This is a genomic window from Occallatibacter sp. (genome assembly GCF_049582745.1).
Classification (GTDB): Bacteria; Acidobacteriota; Terriglobia; order Terriglobales; family Acidobacteriaceae; genus Telmatobacter.
Genome location: NZ_JBAUUO010000042.1, coordinates 1 through 16186, shown reverse-complemented (window position 1 = coordinate 16186; position 16186 = coordinate 1). Strand labels below are relative to the sequence as shown.

The following is a 16186-nucleotide window of genomic DNA, read 5'->3' as shown; positions in this document are numbered from 1 at the left end:
ACGCCGCAAAGAACTTCCCTCGCAGATCGTTCGAGTATGGTTCCGGCATCTGGGTGTGCGGACAATCGCCACTCCTAGCTTGCAACACAAATGACCCCGTGCACAGTAACTAGTGAAATGCTCTAGTCGGCCGGTGAATGACGAAACGCGGCAGTGCGAGAAGGTTTCAGAGCCGCATCCAGGCGCGGCAACGTTGCTTTATTCTGGTATCATGCGATCCGTTTCAATTGTGTTGGTCGCGCTGACGCTCCATGCGGCGTGGGCGCAGACAAGCAAACCAGCTCCCTTGAATGAGGCGGACGAATACCTGCGCAAGGGCGTTGCCGCCCAGCAGCACAAGGATCTGAACGCGGCAATTGACGATTATCGCAAGGCCCTGGCCATCGATCCGAAGCTCGCTGAAGCGCGCGCCAACCTGGGAGCGGCGCTTTCTGAGGCGGGCCAATTCGACGCTGCAATCGTGGAAGACACCAGGGCCCTGGCTTCGGCGCCGGACCAGACGGCCGTACGGATGAATCTTGGCCTGGCCTATTACAAGAAAGGCGACATGGAGAATGCGCACACCGCGTTTGAAGCGGTGCATGTTGCCAGGCCGCAGGATGTGGCTGCTGCCGTTCTGTTGGGATACACAGATATCAAGCTGGATAAATCGAGCGAAGCAGCAGCGATGCTGACGCCGCTCGAGAACGGGCGCGAAAGCAACATGGATCTGGAATACGTGTTGGCCTACGCCCTGATTGATTCCGGAGAAGAGACAGCCGGTCTGCCGCGCATGGAGAAAGTAGCGAAGGCGACGCAATCCGCGGACGGTTATTTTATCGCGGGGACAGCGCGATTGCGGCGCCGGGAGTTCCACGAAGCGCGGGCTGATCTGGATGCTGCAATCAATCTGCACGGGGATTTTCCCGGCCTCTTCACAATGGCGGGCCAAGCCCGGGATGCGCTCGGTGATGTGGAAGCGGCGCAACCCGCCTTTGAGGCGGCACTGAAGGCGGACCCCAGGGACTTTACCGCGAATCTCTACCTGGGAACGATGCGCCTGAAGCAACGGAATCTTGACAGCGCCAGGCCCATGCTCGAGCTTGCCTTGCAACTGCAACCGAAGTCGCCGATGGCGCGACTTCAGATGGCCAAGCTGAATGCCATGACCGGCAAATATGCAGAGGCCGCCGCGACACTGGAAGAGCTGGAAAAGGCAGATCCCAACTGGATCGATCCGCACATTGAGCTCGCGCCCATTTATTACAAGCTGCATCGTCCCGATGACGGACAGCGAGAACGGAATATTGTGCAGCAGATCGAAGCCAGGCAGCAGAAGGCCGGCCCGCCCAAACAGTGATTCCTACTTTTTCAGTGAAGTGGATTCGGCAGGCTCCGTGACCTTGAGGATCTGGTCCGCGGCGACGTTTTGGAGTGTTTGCACGATGCCGCTCGGCCAATGGATCTCGACTGTGTTTGCCTTTGTCTCCGCGCCGAGTCCGAAGTGCACCGGTCCGAGGGTCGAAGAGGCGTAACCGGCGCTGGAAGTCTGGTGGTTGTACTGCGTGCCGGTGTTGGTCACGACCTTGATGCGTGCGCCGATGCCGTCGCGATTCGATTTGACTCCGCGCAATGCAATATCGAGCCAGTGCCCGGCGTTGGGGCTGCGGTTCATCCACAATTCAGCGGGTTGATCGAGGCTGGTGGCGACGATGTCCATGCGTCCGTCGCCATCAAAGTCCCCAAACGCGCAGCCGCGATGCCTTGCTGCGGTTGCGTCTGTAAACCCGGCTTCAGCCGTAAGCTTCTGCCATTTTCCGTTTGCGCCGAGGTTGCGGAACACCACGTTCGGCTCAGCAAACTTGTATCCCGGCGGCCAGACCGAAGTCACTTGTCCTCGCGTGACGAAAAAGTCTTTCCAGCCATCGTTGTCGAAATCGTACAAGGCCGGCCCGAAGCCCGACATGCCCATGCTCAAATTGCGCATGCCGCTCGGTGCAGTCGCTTCGGTGAAATCCCCTTTGCCGGTGTTCAGGTAAATGGGAAAGGTCTGGCTCTTGAGAGCGACATACACAATGTCGGGATAGCCGTCATTATTGACATCGCGAAAATCATTGCCCATGCCGGAGATGAATGCCGCATCTTCAGCTAAAGCGACGTTGGTCTGGAAAGCGACTTCCTCAAACTTGTTGCCGAGGTTGTGAAAGAGAAAAGCATACTCCGCATCATTCGTTACAAAAAGATCGGGCTTGCCGTCGAGATCGTAGTCTGCCATGCCCACGCCCATGCCCTTGCCGACGTGGTCGCGTATGCCCCATTCCTTCGAGACATCCTTGAAAGTGCCGTCGCCCTGGTTAAGAAAAAGCTGGTTGGGAAGCCCCTTGTAGTAGCGAGGATGGCAGTACTCCGCCACGCCTTCAATCACGCACTTGGGAATATTGGAGTACGTCCACTGCAGATAGTTGACGATGAAGAGATCGAGCAGGCCGTCGTTATTCACGTCGACCCACACGCCGGCAACCGCCCATAGCGGGCCGTATTCCGGATCGTTCCACTTATCGAGGCCGGCCTTCTTCGTCACATCCGTGAAGGTTCCGTCGCCGTTGTTGCGATAGAGCGCGTTGCCGTGAACGCCGGCGACGAAGATGTCGGGGTGACCGTCGTTGTCATAATCGCCGATAGCGACACCGACATCGAAACCCGTTCCCTTGAGGCCTGCTTGCTCAGTGACATCGGTGAAGGTGCCGTCGCCATTGTTGCGGAAGAGACGGTTATCGTACTTCGGCGAGGATTTCTCCAGGGTCGCGAGATCTGCTCCATTGGTGAAGAAGATATCGGGCCAGCCGTCGCCGTTATAGTCAAAGACGGCGACGCCGCCAGCCATCGTTTCCGGAACATTTTTGGCGGGACTCTGATTGCTGTCGACCTGAAAAGGCAGCTTTTTGAGTTCGAAGCGAATGGGCGCAGGCAGCGTCTGCGGAGTCGCCTTCTGTTGTGCCTGCATAGAAGAGCATAGGGCCAGGGTGAACAGGGCCGGAGCCGCGAGATGAATGAAGGCGATTGCGAAACTACGCATGCAAAGGAAAGGGGCAGCGATAGAGCCACCCCACTTGGATTGTACTATTCTCGCGCGCAGATTCTAAAGCCTGCGCGGCGCACGCAATGTTCTATCCTGAGATCGATGCGAGTTAGTCCAATAGTGTGTGCGGGTTTGCTGATTCACGCGGCTGCCGGTCAGTCGCCGAGTCCGGTAGCCGACGCCGAGTCGGCGCTGCGAGAGGGAACTGTCGCTCAAGAACATGGAGACCTGAAGACAGCGATCGCCGATTTCCGAAGAGCGCTTGAGCTGAATCCCGATATGGTTCAGGCGCATGCCAATCTTGGCTCCGCATTAGCGGCAGCCGGCGACCTCAATGCCGCCATCGACGAAGATACCCGCGCCATCGATGATGCTCCTGAAAACGAAAACGTCCGTATGAATCTCGCGATGGCATACTATCGCACCGGCGACTGGAATCACGCGCGGATTCAATTTGAGAGGCTCTACGCAGCGCATCCTGCGGATGCAAACCTTGCTGTCTTGCTTGCTTATACCTATAACAAACTGAATCGTCCGGCGGACTCCGTCAGCGTGTTGAGGCCATTGGAAGCTGGTCACGCAGATAACTTCCAGCTCGAATACGTCTACGCATTTGCGCTAATCGCCTCCGGCAACCTGGACGACGGGCTACCGCGCATGGAGAAGCTCGCGAAAGAGAAGAATTCGGCCGAGGCGTGGCTTGCATCGGGATCTGCACGATTCTACCGGAAGGAGATGGAGATGGCCCAGGCGGATCTGGATGCTGCGCTTAAGCTCAATCCGAAGCTCCCCGGCGCATCTACTCTCGATGGCCAGGCCAGGTATGGTCATGGCGATGTGGACGGCGCTGTTATTGCCTTCAAAGCGGCGCTCCGTGATGATCCCGCGGACTTCATGGCTAATCTATACCTCGGCACGATTCGCCTTGAGCAAAGAAACCTGGATGAAGCGCAGCCACTTCTGGAGCTTGCTCTACAGTTGCGTCCAAATTGGCCTCTCGCTCTCCTCCAGATGGCGAAGCTGAATGAACTCAGAGGCCGCTTTCAGGAAGCAGAACGAATTCTCGAAGACCTGGAACGAACCGCTCCGAACTGGCTGGACCCACACGTCGCGCTCGCCACTGTCTATTACAAGTTGAAACGTCCTGCTGATGGAGACAGGGAGCGCCAGATCGTTCAGCGCCTTGAGGCGGAGCAGCAGAGAAGGGAAGCAAAGAAACCTTGACTTGAAGGGATTTTCGCCGCGACTGGCCAGGGATATCCGGTCGAGCCGCGAATAAACGAGAACAAAAGAGGGGCGGCCAATGGCCACCCCTCAAAAGGTACGCTTCTGAACTGAATCAGAAGTAGTACTTGGCTGCGAACTGCATCCAGCGGAATCCAACCTTGTTTTGCGGGATACCGGTGGTGCTCGAGTTTGAGTTGTAGGTCAGCGCTGAACCAGTGCTGAGCCCGTTGAACAGCAGGCTGTTGTCCGAGTTGCCGGCCAATCCGAACTGCGCGTTCGGGTGGTTCAGCCAGTTGGTCGCCGAGATACGAACCTCGACGCGCTGGGCATCGGTGACTCTGAATGCCTTGAAGATCGCCAGATCGCTGCCGAAGTAATGTGGGTTGCGGATGTAGGGCCAGATGATCTGACCGTTTTGTCCGAACGACGTTGCTGTCGGCGGCAGAGGCGCTGCAAAGCAGTTGGGGTTGAAGTACTGGTTCTTCAGCAATCCCTTGCGGGGATCGCAGATGATGAGAGGCTGCAAACCAGCTTCAGGCTGGCTTGTACCCAACCAGGTGTTATTCCCGATGGAATATGTCTGGTTGCCGGCAACAACGGTAGCGCCGTTGGTGTCGGTATCCACGGCGGTCGCGGGAATCGGCATCGTAATCGGCGTATTGATTGTCGCACCGCTTGGAGTGTGATACTGCTGGTAGTTCATGTTCATATTCTGCGAATTTGCCTGGTAGGGAGATCCGTCCTCATACGTCGTGTAGTTGGAGAGTTCCCACCCGTTGACCAACTCGCCCAGCGCCCAGTTGTTGTGGATAGGCTTGGGTAGCTTGTAGCTGAACGAAAGATTGAAGGTCTTGGTATGGTCGTACCCGAGCGGACCATAATTTGAGTCAAGGCTGAACGGGTTGACGACCGAGCCGTTGCCGTTTCCGTTTGAAGTGGAACCGTCGCGGGTGCCCAGGACCTTGCCGAAGGTGAAGTTGGTGAACATGTACAGGTTGCCCGATTGCTTCTGAGCAGAGACCTGCAAGGAGTTGTAGTTTGCGTAGCCGCCGTGGGTCTGAATGAAGATGCTCTGGTAATTATTCAACGCGCGCCAATCGTTCGTATTGGGACCGTTGATTGTGTAACCGCTGGGAGACCCTGCCGGTGTGATCGGAGCTACGTTGGTGTAAAGCCCGGTCTTCGGATCGGGAGTGAAGAACGCGCCGTAAGCTACGGGATTGGCGTCCGAAATATGGCCGTTGCCTCCGTTTTCGAGCTGATTGCGGCTCATGCTTCCCACATAGGAAACCTCGGCGACGGTATGGCCAGGTAATGCCTGGGCTACGCCGAAGCTGTAGGTATTCGCATAGGGGACCTTGTTGTCGCCTTCCTTGTCGGCGGTAACCTGCGTACCAACCTGGTTCACGCCCTGAGGAACGGTGATCTGGTTAGTTGCCGAGCAGTTCGAGTTCAAACCTGCCGTGATGCTGGTGCACACAAGCCCAGCCTGAACCCCGGCTCCATAGAAGCCGTTTACGCCTGCGCTTCCGGTGGCATAGGAGAACGAACCGAGCGGACCACCCATCGCAGCGCTGCCGTCGTTTGACGATACCTGGTAGCGGTAAGTGCCGAATCCTGCACGAACCACGGTTCTGCCGGTTCCGAATACGTCATAGGCGACGCCCAGACGCGGGTTGTAAAAGAACAGCGGGCTCACCCAGCCCGAATTCGGGATGTTCGGATGGGCTGTGCTGTGCCAGATGATACCGGTGTCGGCAGGCGGGTTCGGGGTGTTCACGTAGCTTGCCGGATCCCATACCTGTGTTCCACCGATTGCGTCGTACCACTGCCCTTCATGATCTGCGCGGAGACCGATATTCAGCGTCATCTTCCGCGTTGCTTTCCACGAGTCCTGAGCCCAGAGCGACCACTCGTGCTGCGTGATTTGCGGCACCACGTCGCTGTTTTGCTCCGAGTAGGTCTGCGGACGCATCATCATGCGATCGAGTGTCATGTTGTACGTTGACGTGGAGCCCCAATTCTCAAAGTCGTAGTTGCCGTTGATGGCGCTTCCGTTGGCCTGAAGGTTTTCGAAAGTATCCCAGTAGAAGCCGGCCTTCAGCGAGTGCGTTCCAACAATCTTTGTGAACGTATCGCTGATAGCCGGTGCCTTCGAGGTCTTTCCGAAGGTGTTCGGGCCATAGATGCCGCTGTTGAAGTCAAACTCGTTAATTTCGGTTAAACCGGAACTCCAGCCGCCGGTCGAGTTTGCTATCTGATCGGTTTTTGGTGTTCCAAACAAACTCTCTGCAGGGAAACCGAGAGCCTTGCGACTGACGGAGGCGGTGTTCGTAAGCCCTACATCGTTGACGAACTCGGCATACGAGAATACAAACTCGTTGGTTGTCGTGGCGCTGAATACGTGCGTGTAGTTAGCCAGGTAAACATGCGCCTTTTCCTTCGCGACCGGCTCGGCGGGATAAGGAATCGTCCACTCCGGCGCCCACCAGACAGACAGCGGATGTTGGTCGGTCTCCGTCTGGTACGTGTAGGAGCCCCAGAGCTTGTTGTTGTCATTGAAGGCATAGGTCGCCTTCCCGGTCACTTCCCAGCGATTCTGCGGCGTGCTTGGCGTGATCCCGAAGTTGTTCCAGCCGTTGGTCGCACTTGGCGCCTGGTTGGCAGCGGGATTCATCTTCGTGTAGATCATGCCTTGCGGATCGAAATACGCACTTACGTTCGGAACCGTGCCCGAACCGTAGCCGCCCCACGGTGAAGCATTGCTGTTGCAGCCCTGCCATCCGTCGTCCGTATTACAAGGGAGAGCATAGGCTGCCGGATAGGTCGAAAGGATGTGCGGATCGAGGCCGGTATTGTTAAAGTTGCCGGCCAGCTGATCCGCGGTCGGGACGTTCATTTCGGTTGGGGCGCCACCGTAGCAGCTGTTGCAATATGGATGCTGGATCATGTACTCGTAACCAGCCCAGAAGAACAGCTTGTCGCGGTTGTGGTTGAAATGCGGAAAGAACACCGGTCCGCCGATGTTGCCGCCAAGGTAGTAGTAGCTCTGCACGGGCAGCGGCTTGCCGTTGGCCTTATTGTCCCAGTCATTGGCATAACCGATCGCTGAGTTGCGCGCGTAGAAGTAGCCTTCGCCGTGGAACTTCTGGCCACCGCTCTTCGAAAAGGCCTGCAGAATAGCCGGGCCCTTCGCATATTCGGCGCCGTACGAGGCCGACAGGAACTTGACGCTGTCTGTCATGTCCTGGTTGATGTTGGCAACCTGCGTTCCGGCGTTGCCCGGATCGATCAGGTTGGCGCCATCGAGGATGACGGCGGTTGAGCCATAAGGCTGGGTGCCGTTGGCAGAGAAGTTGCCGGCGGGTCCGTTGTTGGTGCCGGTCACCTGGCCGTTGTAGGCGGAGCCTGCGCCGCCCGCGTTGTTGAACGTGACGCCGGGCATCATCTTGATCAGCTCGGCTGCGTTGCGTCCCGTCAAAATGGCGGAGTCGACGAGTTCGTTGTTCAGGGTGGCGCTGACTTCTGCGGAGTCAACCGGGATTTCGGCATCGGCGCCGGAGATGACCGTGACGGCCGTTGCTTCGGAACCGATTTTAAGGTGAATGCTTGGGATGGTTCGGCTGTCGCCCTGGTTCAGCAGGATGCCGTTCTCTTCCCATGTGGCGAAGCTTTTCGCGGTAATCGTGACCTTGTACGTGCCGGGGATCAAAGCGGTTACCGAAAAGAATCCCTGGGCATCGGCCGTGGTTGCGCGGGTATCGCCCGTTGCCTCGTTGTTGACAACAACCTTGGCCCCCGGTACGCGGGCGTCCGTTTGGTCGGTGACGGTGCCACTCAACGTTGCGGTCAGTTGCTGTGCATGTGCGATGGAAAAGGCCAACACCATGACCGGCAAAACCAGCCAAGGCACTCGCCTGAACCATTTTGACATCGATGAAACTTTCGATGTCTTTCTTTGATTTGTAAACATTTACCAAGCCTCCTGAAGCGTTTTGTTGTTCTTGTTTTTTAATATCCGGCAGACAACTGACCCCGACGCGCCGGAGTTAGCCATTGCCAGAAAACCATCGAAGTGAATCGAGTATCGATAACACAGTCGATACACTATGGGCAAGCGCTTTTTGAGCCAGGAACCCTCAAGTAAAACGGTTTCCCTTATCACTCAGATTTCGCAAGATTTATCCGGGCAGCCATTCTGGCCAGTTGTCATTTAATTGTCACCGGATTCGTTTTTTGTCCGTTTTCGGCTCAAAAGCTCCCAAGAGAAAGGGAGAAATTACCCCGTACACTTGTACGCCGAGCCTCGGCTTTTGGATGTGATCTAAAGCACCCTATATCAGGCCGGCAGGAACGGCCTGCCCGGTACGATTCCATGGCCCTCGAGGATGGTAATCAGGCGATTGGCGGGCTGTGAAAGGTATTTTTCCACCGCTCCCGTCGGCCACACTACTTCGATGTCGGCGGTCGTTTCCGAACCCAGTCCGAAGTGAAGGCGGGGGTCATTCGATGACATGTAACTGGCCTGGCTCATGACCGCCTGCGCCTGCGTTTTGCCGCCATAGCGTACCAGCACACGCGCGCCAATGGCGCTGCGATTGCTCTTCGTCCCCTCAAGCCGAACCTTGATCCAATGGTTCTCTTTGGGCGCGTCATTGCGCAGCAGCGATGGCGGCTCGTGCTGGTTCATGATCACCATATCCAGATCGCCGTCGTTGTCGAAATCGCCAAAGGCGCAACCCCTGCTTACGTGGTGAACTCCGATCGCCGGGCCCGCTTCATCCCCCATCCGCGCAAAGGTGCCATTGCCCCGATTTCGGAACAGCACCCGCGGCCCTTTGTACGGGAATTTGGGATTGATTTTCTCCACTTCCGCGTAAACGTTTCCCGTAACCCAGAAAATGTCTGGCCAGCCGTCGTTATCCAAATCGAACAGGCACGTCCCCCAGCTCACATAGGTCCGTTCTCCAGCCAGTCCAGCCTGCTGCGCCACGTCGTCAAAGTTGCCTTTGCCGTCGTTCTTGTAGAGGCCCGCGGCCTGCAGTTGGAAATGGGTTTTGACGACATCGAGGTGTCCGTCGAGATCAAAATCGCCCACGCCGATCCCCATGCCCGCCATCTCCTGCCCGTCCGGGCTGATGGCCACGCCGCGCATCAGGCCCTCTTCGTGAAAAGTGCCGTCGTGATTGTTCAGCAGTAGAAGGCTCTGCGTGGTGTCACAGGCCACAAACAGGTCAGGCCAGCCGTCTTCGTCAACGTCGAAGCTGACAGCGGTGAGCCCATAAGAACTCTTGATGGCTGCAATCCCGGACTCTTTGGAGACGTCGGTAAATGTGCCATCGCCGTTGTTCTTATAGAGGAAATGCTGCGGCGCCTTAAGACCCTTCGGACCGCACGCGACCGGCACGCCCTCGTAATTGCAATTTGGAACGTTCAGAGATGGTTTCAGCGCGTTGGCCATGTCGATATCGACATAGTTCGAGACAAACAGATCGAGAAATCCGTCCCGGTTGTAATCGATGAACGTGCAACCCGCGCCGAATCGGATGGTGTCGTGCGTGAGATGCGCCTTCTCCGTAACATCGGTAAAAGTGCCGTTTCCATTGTTGTGGTAGAGCTTGTTCTGGCCGTAGTAGGTGAGAAAGAGGTCTTCGAATCCGTCGTTGTTGTAGTCACCCACGCACACACCGACCGCCCATCCGGCATCCCACAGGCCCGCTTCCTTTGTGACGTCCTTGAATGTCCCGTCGCGATTGTTTTTGTAGAGCCGGTTGGATGCTCCTGGCGGCGCGCCCTCCAGGGTTCGGCCGCCAAGGATGAAGATGTCGATCCAGCCGTCGTTGTCATAATCGAAGAAGGCGCAGCCCCCACCCATCTCCTCAATGATGTAGGTCACGGCTTCTGGAGTGCCGTAATACATCGTGGCGGTCAGGCCGGCGCTTGCGGCGATATCGGTAAACGTCGAGAAAGGCTTGGCCGCCGGGGCGGGATGAACGGTGTCAGGATGATCGGCTTGCGCTGCCAGAAGACCACGCGGAAGAACCGCGGAAGCGCACATCGCGGAAGCCGCCTGCAACACTCTTCGCCGGCTCCAGCCGGAAGTGGGGAAGAACTTCTTCATCCTTTAAGCTTCTTCATTTTGACACTGCTGCGCTGGAAGCGGCAAACGGGCGCGTGTTTGCGATTTGATCTGATCACGGATGGGCTTGCCGCGCGGCAGAATCGTGAGACAGACGATCATTCAGCCTCTTTGCGCGCTCGTTCTCCGGCTCCAGGCGCAGCGCCATCGCGATCGCGTCGCGCGCGTCGGGGAACCGTCCCGCCATGGCGAATTCCGCGGCGAGATTAATCCAGGCATCTACGTAACCGGGCGCCGCATGCACCGCCTGGCTGAAATGCTCGATGGCGCCATTGGAATCTCCCGCGCGCGACAGCAGGTAGCCCAATTCGTTCTGTGCGCCGGCCAGGTCGGGATCCAACTTCACGGCCTGCTCCAGTTGAGCGCGTTCGCCATCCACATCGTCGGTTTGATGGAGCGCGAGCGCCAGCTTGTATTTGTAATTCGCATTGTCCGGCTTGGCTGCGACTGCTTCCTTATAATGGCCGATTGCGTCCGGCACCTTGCCGCTCTTCAGTTCGTCGTCGGCTTGCGATGCTTTCATTGACGCTTCAAGATCAGCCTCATCGCTCGCCTTCTGCTGTTCGTAGGCGCTGAACTCCTTTCGCGCAAGGTCTGATTCGCCAAGCCCACGCAATGCCAGCGCCAGCTGGTAGTGCGCCTGCGGCTCCTTTGCGCCCATGGCGATGGCTTTCTCCAGTTCCTGGCGTGCCGGAGCCCAATCCTTTAGAAAGACATCCACCATGCCAAGTTCGTAATGCGAGTTGGGAGAATTCGGATCGCCGGCTACGGATTGCTCCAGCAGTTTTCTCGCCCCGGCGTAGTCGCCCACGGCCCGCTGAACAATTCCGTTCAGATAGAGGACCTCGGGATCGTGCGGTCGCGCTGCCAGCAGCTTGGGCCCAATGGGCCGCGCAGCGTTGATGTGGTTGGTGAGAACCAGGATGCGAAAGAGCTGCACCACCGCATCCTGATTGTTGGGATTGGTATCGGCCATGTGCTGCGCCAGGTTGATGGCGTCCTGAAAGCGAACCTGCTTCACCAGCACCACAACCAATGCGCTTGAAAGCGGCAGAGAACTGGGGTGGGCGTTCAACGCCTCGGTCAGCACATCGCGCGCCTCGTCCAGCATGTTCAGGTTGCCCAGCGCGCGCGCCAGGTTGATAGTCAACTTTTCTGTGCGTGGCGCATCCCGCAGCAACAGTACAGCGTCGAGAAATGCTTTGCGATCGAGGAGATCCTGGCTGAGGCCTTCGAGAGCGGTATTCGACTTCGCATCGATCGCGAGCGCCTGGTGCCATTGTTGCTCGGCTTCCTGCCGTTTGCCCGTCTGGTCCAGAACAAATGCCAGCAGCTCGTGCGGCTTGATCACCTGCGGATCGAGTTCAACCGCCTTTTGCAATTCCGGAAGCGCATCGCCGTTGCGGTGGCTCTCGACATACGCGAGGCCGGCAAGATAGTGGAGCTGCGCCGACTTTGGGTCGCCCTTCAGCGCAGCTCGAAACGTCGCAACGGCGCAGTCGAACTGCTTGTGGCTGGCGAACCAGCTGCCCAGCAGAACCGCATTGTCGGTCGTAGGATGAGCCTTGAGTTGTGCTACCAGGGCGGCGGGGCCGGTGCATGCGGCATGGGCGGTCGCGGCAAAGCCTGAAACGATGGCCAGCACAAAACCTGCAAACTTCGCGCCCAGCCGATTGCCCACTGAAAGGATCTCCTGCCAGCAAGGATAACAACTTCAGAGTGAATCGTCTCTGCTGCCGCTGTGGGCGACGATCATGTGCAACGCATGAGCGGCCGTGCCGTCAGTCCCGAATCGTGGACGCACCGATCAAGCGCCCAGCGCACCGCGTGGTTCAAGCGCGGCCTCGAAGGCGGCGAAGTCAGTAGCTTCCCCACCTTCAACGGCAAGCTTGCACCCTGAGAAAAACGGGAAACAAGGAACCCAACTCAACCCATGTTCGTCCGGTGCGCCCCATTGCCGAGGTCTAGGATCCACCTGGTTCACGAAACGGTTCCACTGAAATGCGCTCGTAACACACTTCCAGCACCGTCAGTTCTTCTCGCCCGCCCGGCGCTTGCAGAACTACGCTGTCACCCGCCGCCGACTTCATCAACGCGCGCCCCAGAGGCGACACCCAACTGATGTGGTTGCGGTTGAGATCGACCTCGTCCGTGCCTACGATGCTCACCACTCGCTCCGCTCCCGCGGCATTGGCATAGCGCACGGTCGCCCCGAAGAATGCCCTCGTCGCCGCCTGCCTCGCTCTCGGCGCTTCCGGGTTCACCACTTCCGCCGCTTCGATTCGCTTCGTGAGAAAGCGAATACGTCCATCGATCTGCCGCAGTCGCCGCTTGCCGTACTGATAGTCGGCGTTTTCACTGCGATCGCCATTGCTGGCAGCCCACGCCACCACCTCCGCCACAGCCGGACGATCCCTGGTGAGCAGAAACCGATGCTCATCTTTGAGGCGCTCGAGCCCGCTCGGCGTGATGTAGTTCTTGCCATGCGTCCCAGGCTCGTCCCCTTGTGGTCTTCTCGTAAACCCTTTCCGCATCTCCTGATCCTTCCAGTCCTAATCCTCCCAGTCCTGATCCGCCCACTCCCGGTCCTCCCAGTCCCAGCCCTCCCAGCACGAATCCAGTGCGTGCCAGCAATGAATGCAGATGGACGCCGATGGAAAACACTGCAGGTCATCCACGTTCATGGGAGTTCATCCGCGGCCCTGACTGATTTTTTCACGTCTTCCAGCTCCTCCCCGCACGAAAAGTTCCCGGAGGGAACGCAGGATAATAGCCCAGGGTGGAGCGCAGCGGAACCCTGGGTTAGCCCAACAACATTAGTCCGAGTCCCGGAGGGACGTCCGAACCTGGCCGCCAGGTGGCGCGTGGCCCAGGTATGGGCTGTCTCCATTTGCCGGGTGTCGAGTGCCCCCGGTCTCGTGTTTGAGACCGGGGAAAGCACGAACCCACCCCAGCCCGTGTCATCCCGACCGCCGCACAGTTCGCACACCGGAGCGCACGACTCTCCCAAAGCCCGTGTCATCCTGAGCGCCGCAACCACGAACCTTCCAAAGCCCGTGTCATCCTGAGCGCCGCACCCACGAACCCTCCAAAGCCCATGTCATCCTGAGCGCCAACCATGAACCTTCCAAAGCCCGTGTCATCCTGAGCGCCGCACCCACGAACCCTCCAAAGCCCGTGTCATCCTGAGCGCCGCACGCCTGGGGCCCCGTGAACGCCTCGGCGTTCATGGGGTAAGCGGCGCGAAGGATCTGCTTTTTCTTTTGGATTGTGTCAGCGCACAACTGTTCAGTCCCGCCGCGAACACCCTCAGCCCCAGAGACTGCCGCGACGCCCACGTAAGATTCAGCCTCATCGAAAACGAAGAGCGCGCAAAAAAATCCGCAGCATCAAGCGAACCCTGGGAAAAGAGCGTGCTGCTGGGATAGGGCCTTTTGGGGTGATAGCCTGGCAGCGAAGCTACTCACCCACCCAATGACGTGTTTCTTTCGGTCGAGCGTAAATGAGTTCCTTTCACACAATGATGAGCACGTGCTAGCTCATTTAGGAGTCGCGTACGCGAATCGGGGTTACACAAGCCAGTATTCGGACCAGACGCTTACTTGGGAACGCGACCTCAAGTCGCTTCGGGACTGCTTAAGCCGGTGTGTTATTAAGTCGGGCTCGGCAGAACAGTGGGGTCTGCTGCTTGAATTCTCGATTCCGCGCAAAGAGATGCGGATCGATTTGGTCCTCCTGATTAGGAACACGGTAGTTCTAATTGAAGCAAAATCCGGAACCGCGGCATCACAAGCTAAACGCCAAATTGAAGAGTATGCCCTCCTTTTGCATTACTTTCATAAAGGGTCATCGGATCGCAGAATCGTGCCGATATTAGTGTCATCCGATTCGCATGAAGCGGATTTTGATTCGTTAAAACAAAAGGAGCTGTTTCCTCAACTGGCTACTTATTGGATAACTCCCGTCTACCGGAGTTCATGGAATGAGCTACCCGATGTCTTGGTCGCCGTTGAAGATACTTCCGCATACCAGGCATCTGTAGAGATCTGGGATGACAGCCCCTATTTTCCCATTCCAAGCATCCTCGAAGCGGCTCTAGCACTGAGGAGCGGACTTTCAATTCGAGAGATCGCGCATTCAGAAGCATCTGAAAATGAAATTGAAGATGTTGGTCTAGAAGTACAGAGGTGCTTAGATCGCGCCCGGACCGAAAATCGTCACGCAATCTGCTTTCTGACTGGTGTTCCCGGCTCAGGAAAGACTTTAGTTGGTTTGAGCCTTGCACATTCTGATGAGAACAAGACGGATGCAATTCACTTCATGAGTGGCAATGGACCATTGGTTCAGGTATTACAGCACCTGTTTACTCAAGAGAGCATGCGCGGAGGTGCTTACGCGCCGCAAGCTAGGGCAGAGGCAAAGACTCTCATTGAGAATGTACATGTCTTTGCTCGTTACCACACAGATGACAACCAAGGGCCGCCCTCAAATCACGCGATCATCTTTGATGAGGCGCAACGTGCTTGGAATCGTGCGCAGAACATGAAGAAATTCCGGCGTGACTACTCCGAGCCCGAAATGTTGTTGCGCATTATGGAGCGACATCAAGATTGGGCCATGGTCGTCGCTTTGGTAGGGGGCGGCCAGGAGATTAATGACGGCGAAGCCGGACTCGAAGAATGGGGAAGTGCTCTCGTCGCCGCCTCAAAGGATTGGCTAATTTATGCGTCCCCAGAGGTTCTGGAAGGTGGCCAATCCACTGCAGGTCATCGCTTGTTCATTGACCGATCTACACAGAAGGAAGTCCAAACGAGTTCTGCATTACATCTCAAAACTTCGAATCGAAGTCTGCGCGCAGACCAACTTGCCACTTGGGTAAATCTCTTGCTCGACGGCAAATCCGACGAAGCGGCAAGCCTTAAAGTTACCGATAAGTTTCCAATATTTCTTTCCCGGAATCTCGGCGAAACTCGAACGAGATTGAGAGAGCAAGCGATTGGGGTTGAAAGGTGCGGCTTGGTAGGCTCCTCCGGAGCGGCACGCTTGAGAGTTGAGGGCCTAGAGCCCAATTCGTCGTTCCATGCGGACTATCCTTGGGAACGCTGGTATCTTGCAGAAGATTCCGATGTGCGATCGAGTTCTCGCTGCGAGGTTTTTGCAACTGAATTTGAAATTCAAGGTTTGGAATTGGATTGGATCGGGCTCTGTTGGGGTGGAGATTTTATTTGGGATGAGTCACGCGGTTGGCAACTGAGCATGTTGCGCCATGGCAGCGCCACGAAATGGACCACGATTAAAAGCGAAGAGAAGAGGATCTACAGGAGAAATGCTTACCGTGTCTTGTTGACTCGAGCACGAAAAGGAATGGTGATCTTCGTTCCGAAGGGTAGTGCGAATGATCTCACAAATTCACCTGAGGAGTTCGATCGGACAGCACAATATCTAATCCGCTGCGGTGTTACTAAATTGACCTAGCCGATTGCCCCATGTCTCGATTTTGAGACGTGGGAAACCACAAACCTAACCCATCCCTCCGCAATCACCCGCGAACCGCGCTCAACTCCGCCAACCCGTCAAGACCCACTCCGAAAGATTCTTCCTAATCCATTCATTCCATTCGCAAAAAACTCCCCGCCATTTTGCAGGTAATTTCCCCCTCCCGGCGCACAATGAAGTTGAATCGAGCAGTACAGCCAGCGTGAGCCGGATCAGTGCAGATCAGTAGATTCTGACCCCTGACCACTGAACCCCGACCCCTGCGG

Annotated in this window: 9 protein-coding genes; 4 read left to right on the top strand and 5 right to left on the bottom strand. The window is 57.0% G+C overall.

Annotated elements, in window-relative coordinates:
- Nucleotides 1-211 precede the first annotated feature (211 nt).
- Nucleotides 212-1339 (top strand): tetratricopeptide repeat protein, encoded by a 1128-nt coding sequence (locus WCA10_RS05005; RefSeq protein ID WP_472821402.1) that lies wholly within the window; start codon nt 212-214, stop codon nt 1337-1339.
- Nucleotides 1340-1342: 3 nt separating this feature from the next.
- Here the strand turns inward: WCA10_RS05005 and WCA10_RS05000 are convergent, their stop codons facing one another.
- Nucleotides 1343-3055: a CRTAC1 family protein gene (locus WCA10_RS05000; protein WP_472821401.1), complete on the bottom strand. Its 1713-nt coding sequence runs from the start codon at nt 3053-3055 to the stop codon at nt 1343-1345.
- A 105-nt stretch (nt 3056-3160) separates the two neighbouring features.
- Between WCA10_RS05000 and WCA10_RS04995 the strand changes: the two genes are divergently transcribed.
- A complete protein-coding gene (locus WCA10_RS04995) occupies nt 3161-4282 on the top strand; it encodes a tetratricopeptide repeat protein (protein ID WP_472821400.1) in 1122 nt (373 codons plus the stop codon).
- A gap of 115 nt (nt 4283-4397) precedes the next feature.
- Here the strand turns inward: WCA10_RS04995 and WCA10_RS04990 are convergent, their stop codons facing one another.
- The 3 genes from WCA10_RS04990 to WCA10_RS04980 form a co-directional block, all read right to left on the bottom strand.
- On the bottom strand, nt 4398-8219 hold the full coding sequence (locus tag WCA10_RS04990) for an outer membrane beta-barrel protein (protein ID WP_472821399.1): 3822 nt from the start codon (nt 8217-8219) through the stop codon (nt 4398-4400).
- A 405-nt stretch (nt 8220-8624) separates the two neighbouring features.
- The gene (locus WCA10_RS04985; RefSeq protein WP_472821398.1) at nt 8625-10406 is read right to left on the bottom strand and encodes a CRTAC1 family protein; all 1782 of its coding nucleotides are present in this window, start codon (nt 10404-10406) and stop codon (nt 8625-8627) included.
- 73 nt (nt 10407-10479) lie between these two features.
- Complete coding sequence (locus tag WCA10_RS04980) at nt 10480-12105, bottom strand: tetratricopeptide repeat protein (RefSeq protein WP_472821397.1); 1626 nt, start codon at nt 12103-12105, stop codon at nt 10480-10482.
- A 60-nt stretch (nt 12106-12165) separates the two neighbouring features.
- Between WCA10_RS04980 and WCA10_RS04975 the strand changes: the two genes are divergently transcribed.
- On the top strand, nt 12166-12324 hold the full coding sequence (locus WCA10_RS04975; protein ID WP_472821396.1) for a neutral zinc metallopeptidase: 159 nt from the start codon (nt 12166-12168) through the stop codon (nt 12322-12324).
- Nucleotides 12325-12388: 64 nt separating this feature from the next.
- Here the strand turns inward: WCA10_RS04975 and greB are convergent, their stop codons facing one another.
- Nucleotides 12389-12958, bottom strand: coding sequence for a transcription elongation factor GreB (greB, locus tag WCA10_RS04970; RefSeq protein ID WP_472821395.1), 570 nt, complete (start codon nt 12956-12958; stop codon nt 12389-12391).
- 1180 nt (nt 12959-14138) lie between these two features.
- On the opposite strand from greB, the gene WCA10_RS04965 reads away from it, so the two are divergent.
- Nucleotides 14139-15899 (top strand): DNA/RNA helicase domain-containing protein, encoded by a 1761-nt coding sequence (locus WCA10_RS04965; protein WP_472821394.1) that lies wholly within the window; start codon nt 14139-14141, stop codon nt 15897-15899.
- Nucleotides 15900-16186: the final 287 nt, after the last annotated feature.

Coding starts and splice junctions, on each gene's coding strand:
- WCA10_RS05005 (WP_472821402.1), top strand. CDS start 212: ATGCGATCCGTTTCAATTGTGTTGGTCGCGCTGACGCTCCATGCGGCG.
- WCA10_RS05000 (WP_472821401.1), bottom strand. CDS start 3,055: ATGCGTAGTTTCGCAATCGCCTTCATTCATCTCGCGGCTCCGGCCCTG.
- WCA10_RS04995 (WP_472821400.1), top strand. CDS start 3,161: ATGCGAGTTAGTCCAATAGTGTGTGCGGGTTTGCTGATTCACGCGGCT.
- WCA10_RS04990 (WP_472821399.1), bottom strand. CDS start 8,219: ATGTCAAAATGGTTCAGGCGAGTGCCTTGGCTGGTTTTGCCGGTCATG.
- WCA10_RS04985 (WP_472821398.1), bottom strand. CDS start 10,406: ATGAAGAAGTTCTTCCCCACTTCCGGCTGGAGCCGGCGAAGAGTGTTG.
- greB (WP_472821395.1), bottom strand. CDS start 12,958: ATGCGGAAAGGGTTTACGAGAAGACCACAAGGGGACGAGCCTGGGACG.
- WCA10_RS04965 (WP_472821394.1), top strand. CDS start 14,139: ATGCGGATCGATTTGGTCCTCCTGATTAGGAACACGGTAGTTCTAATT.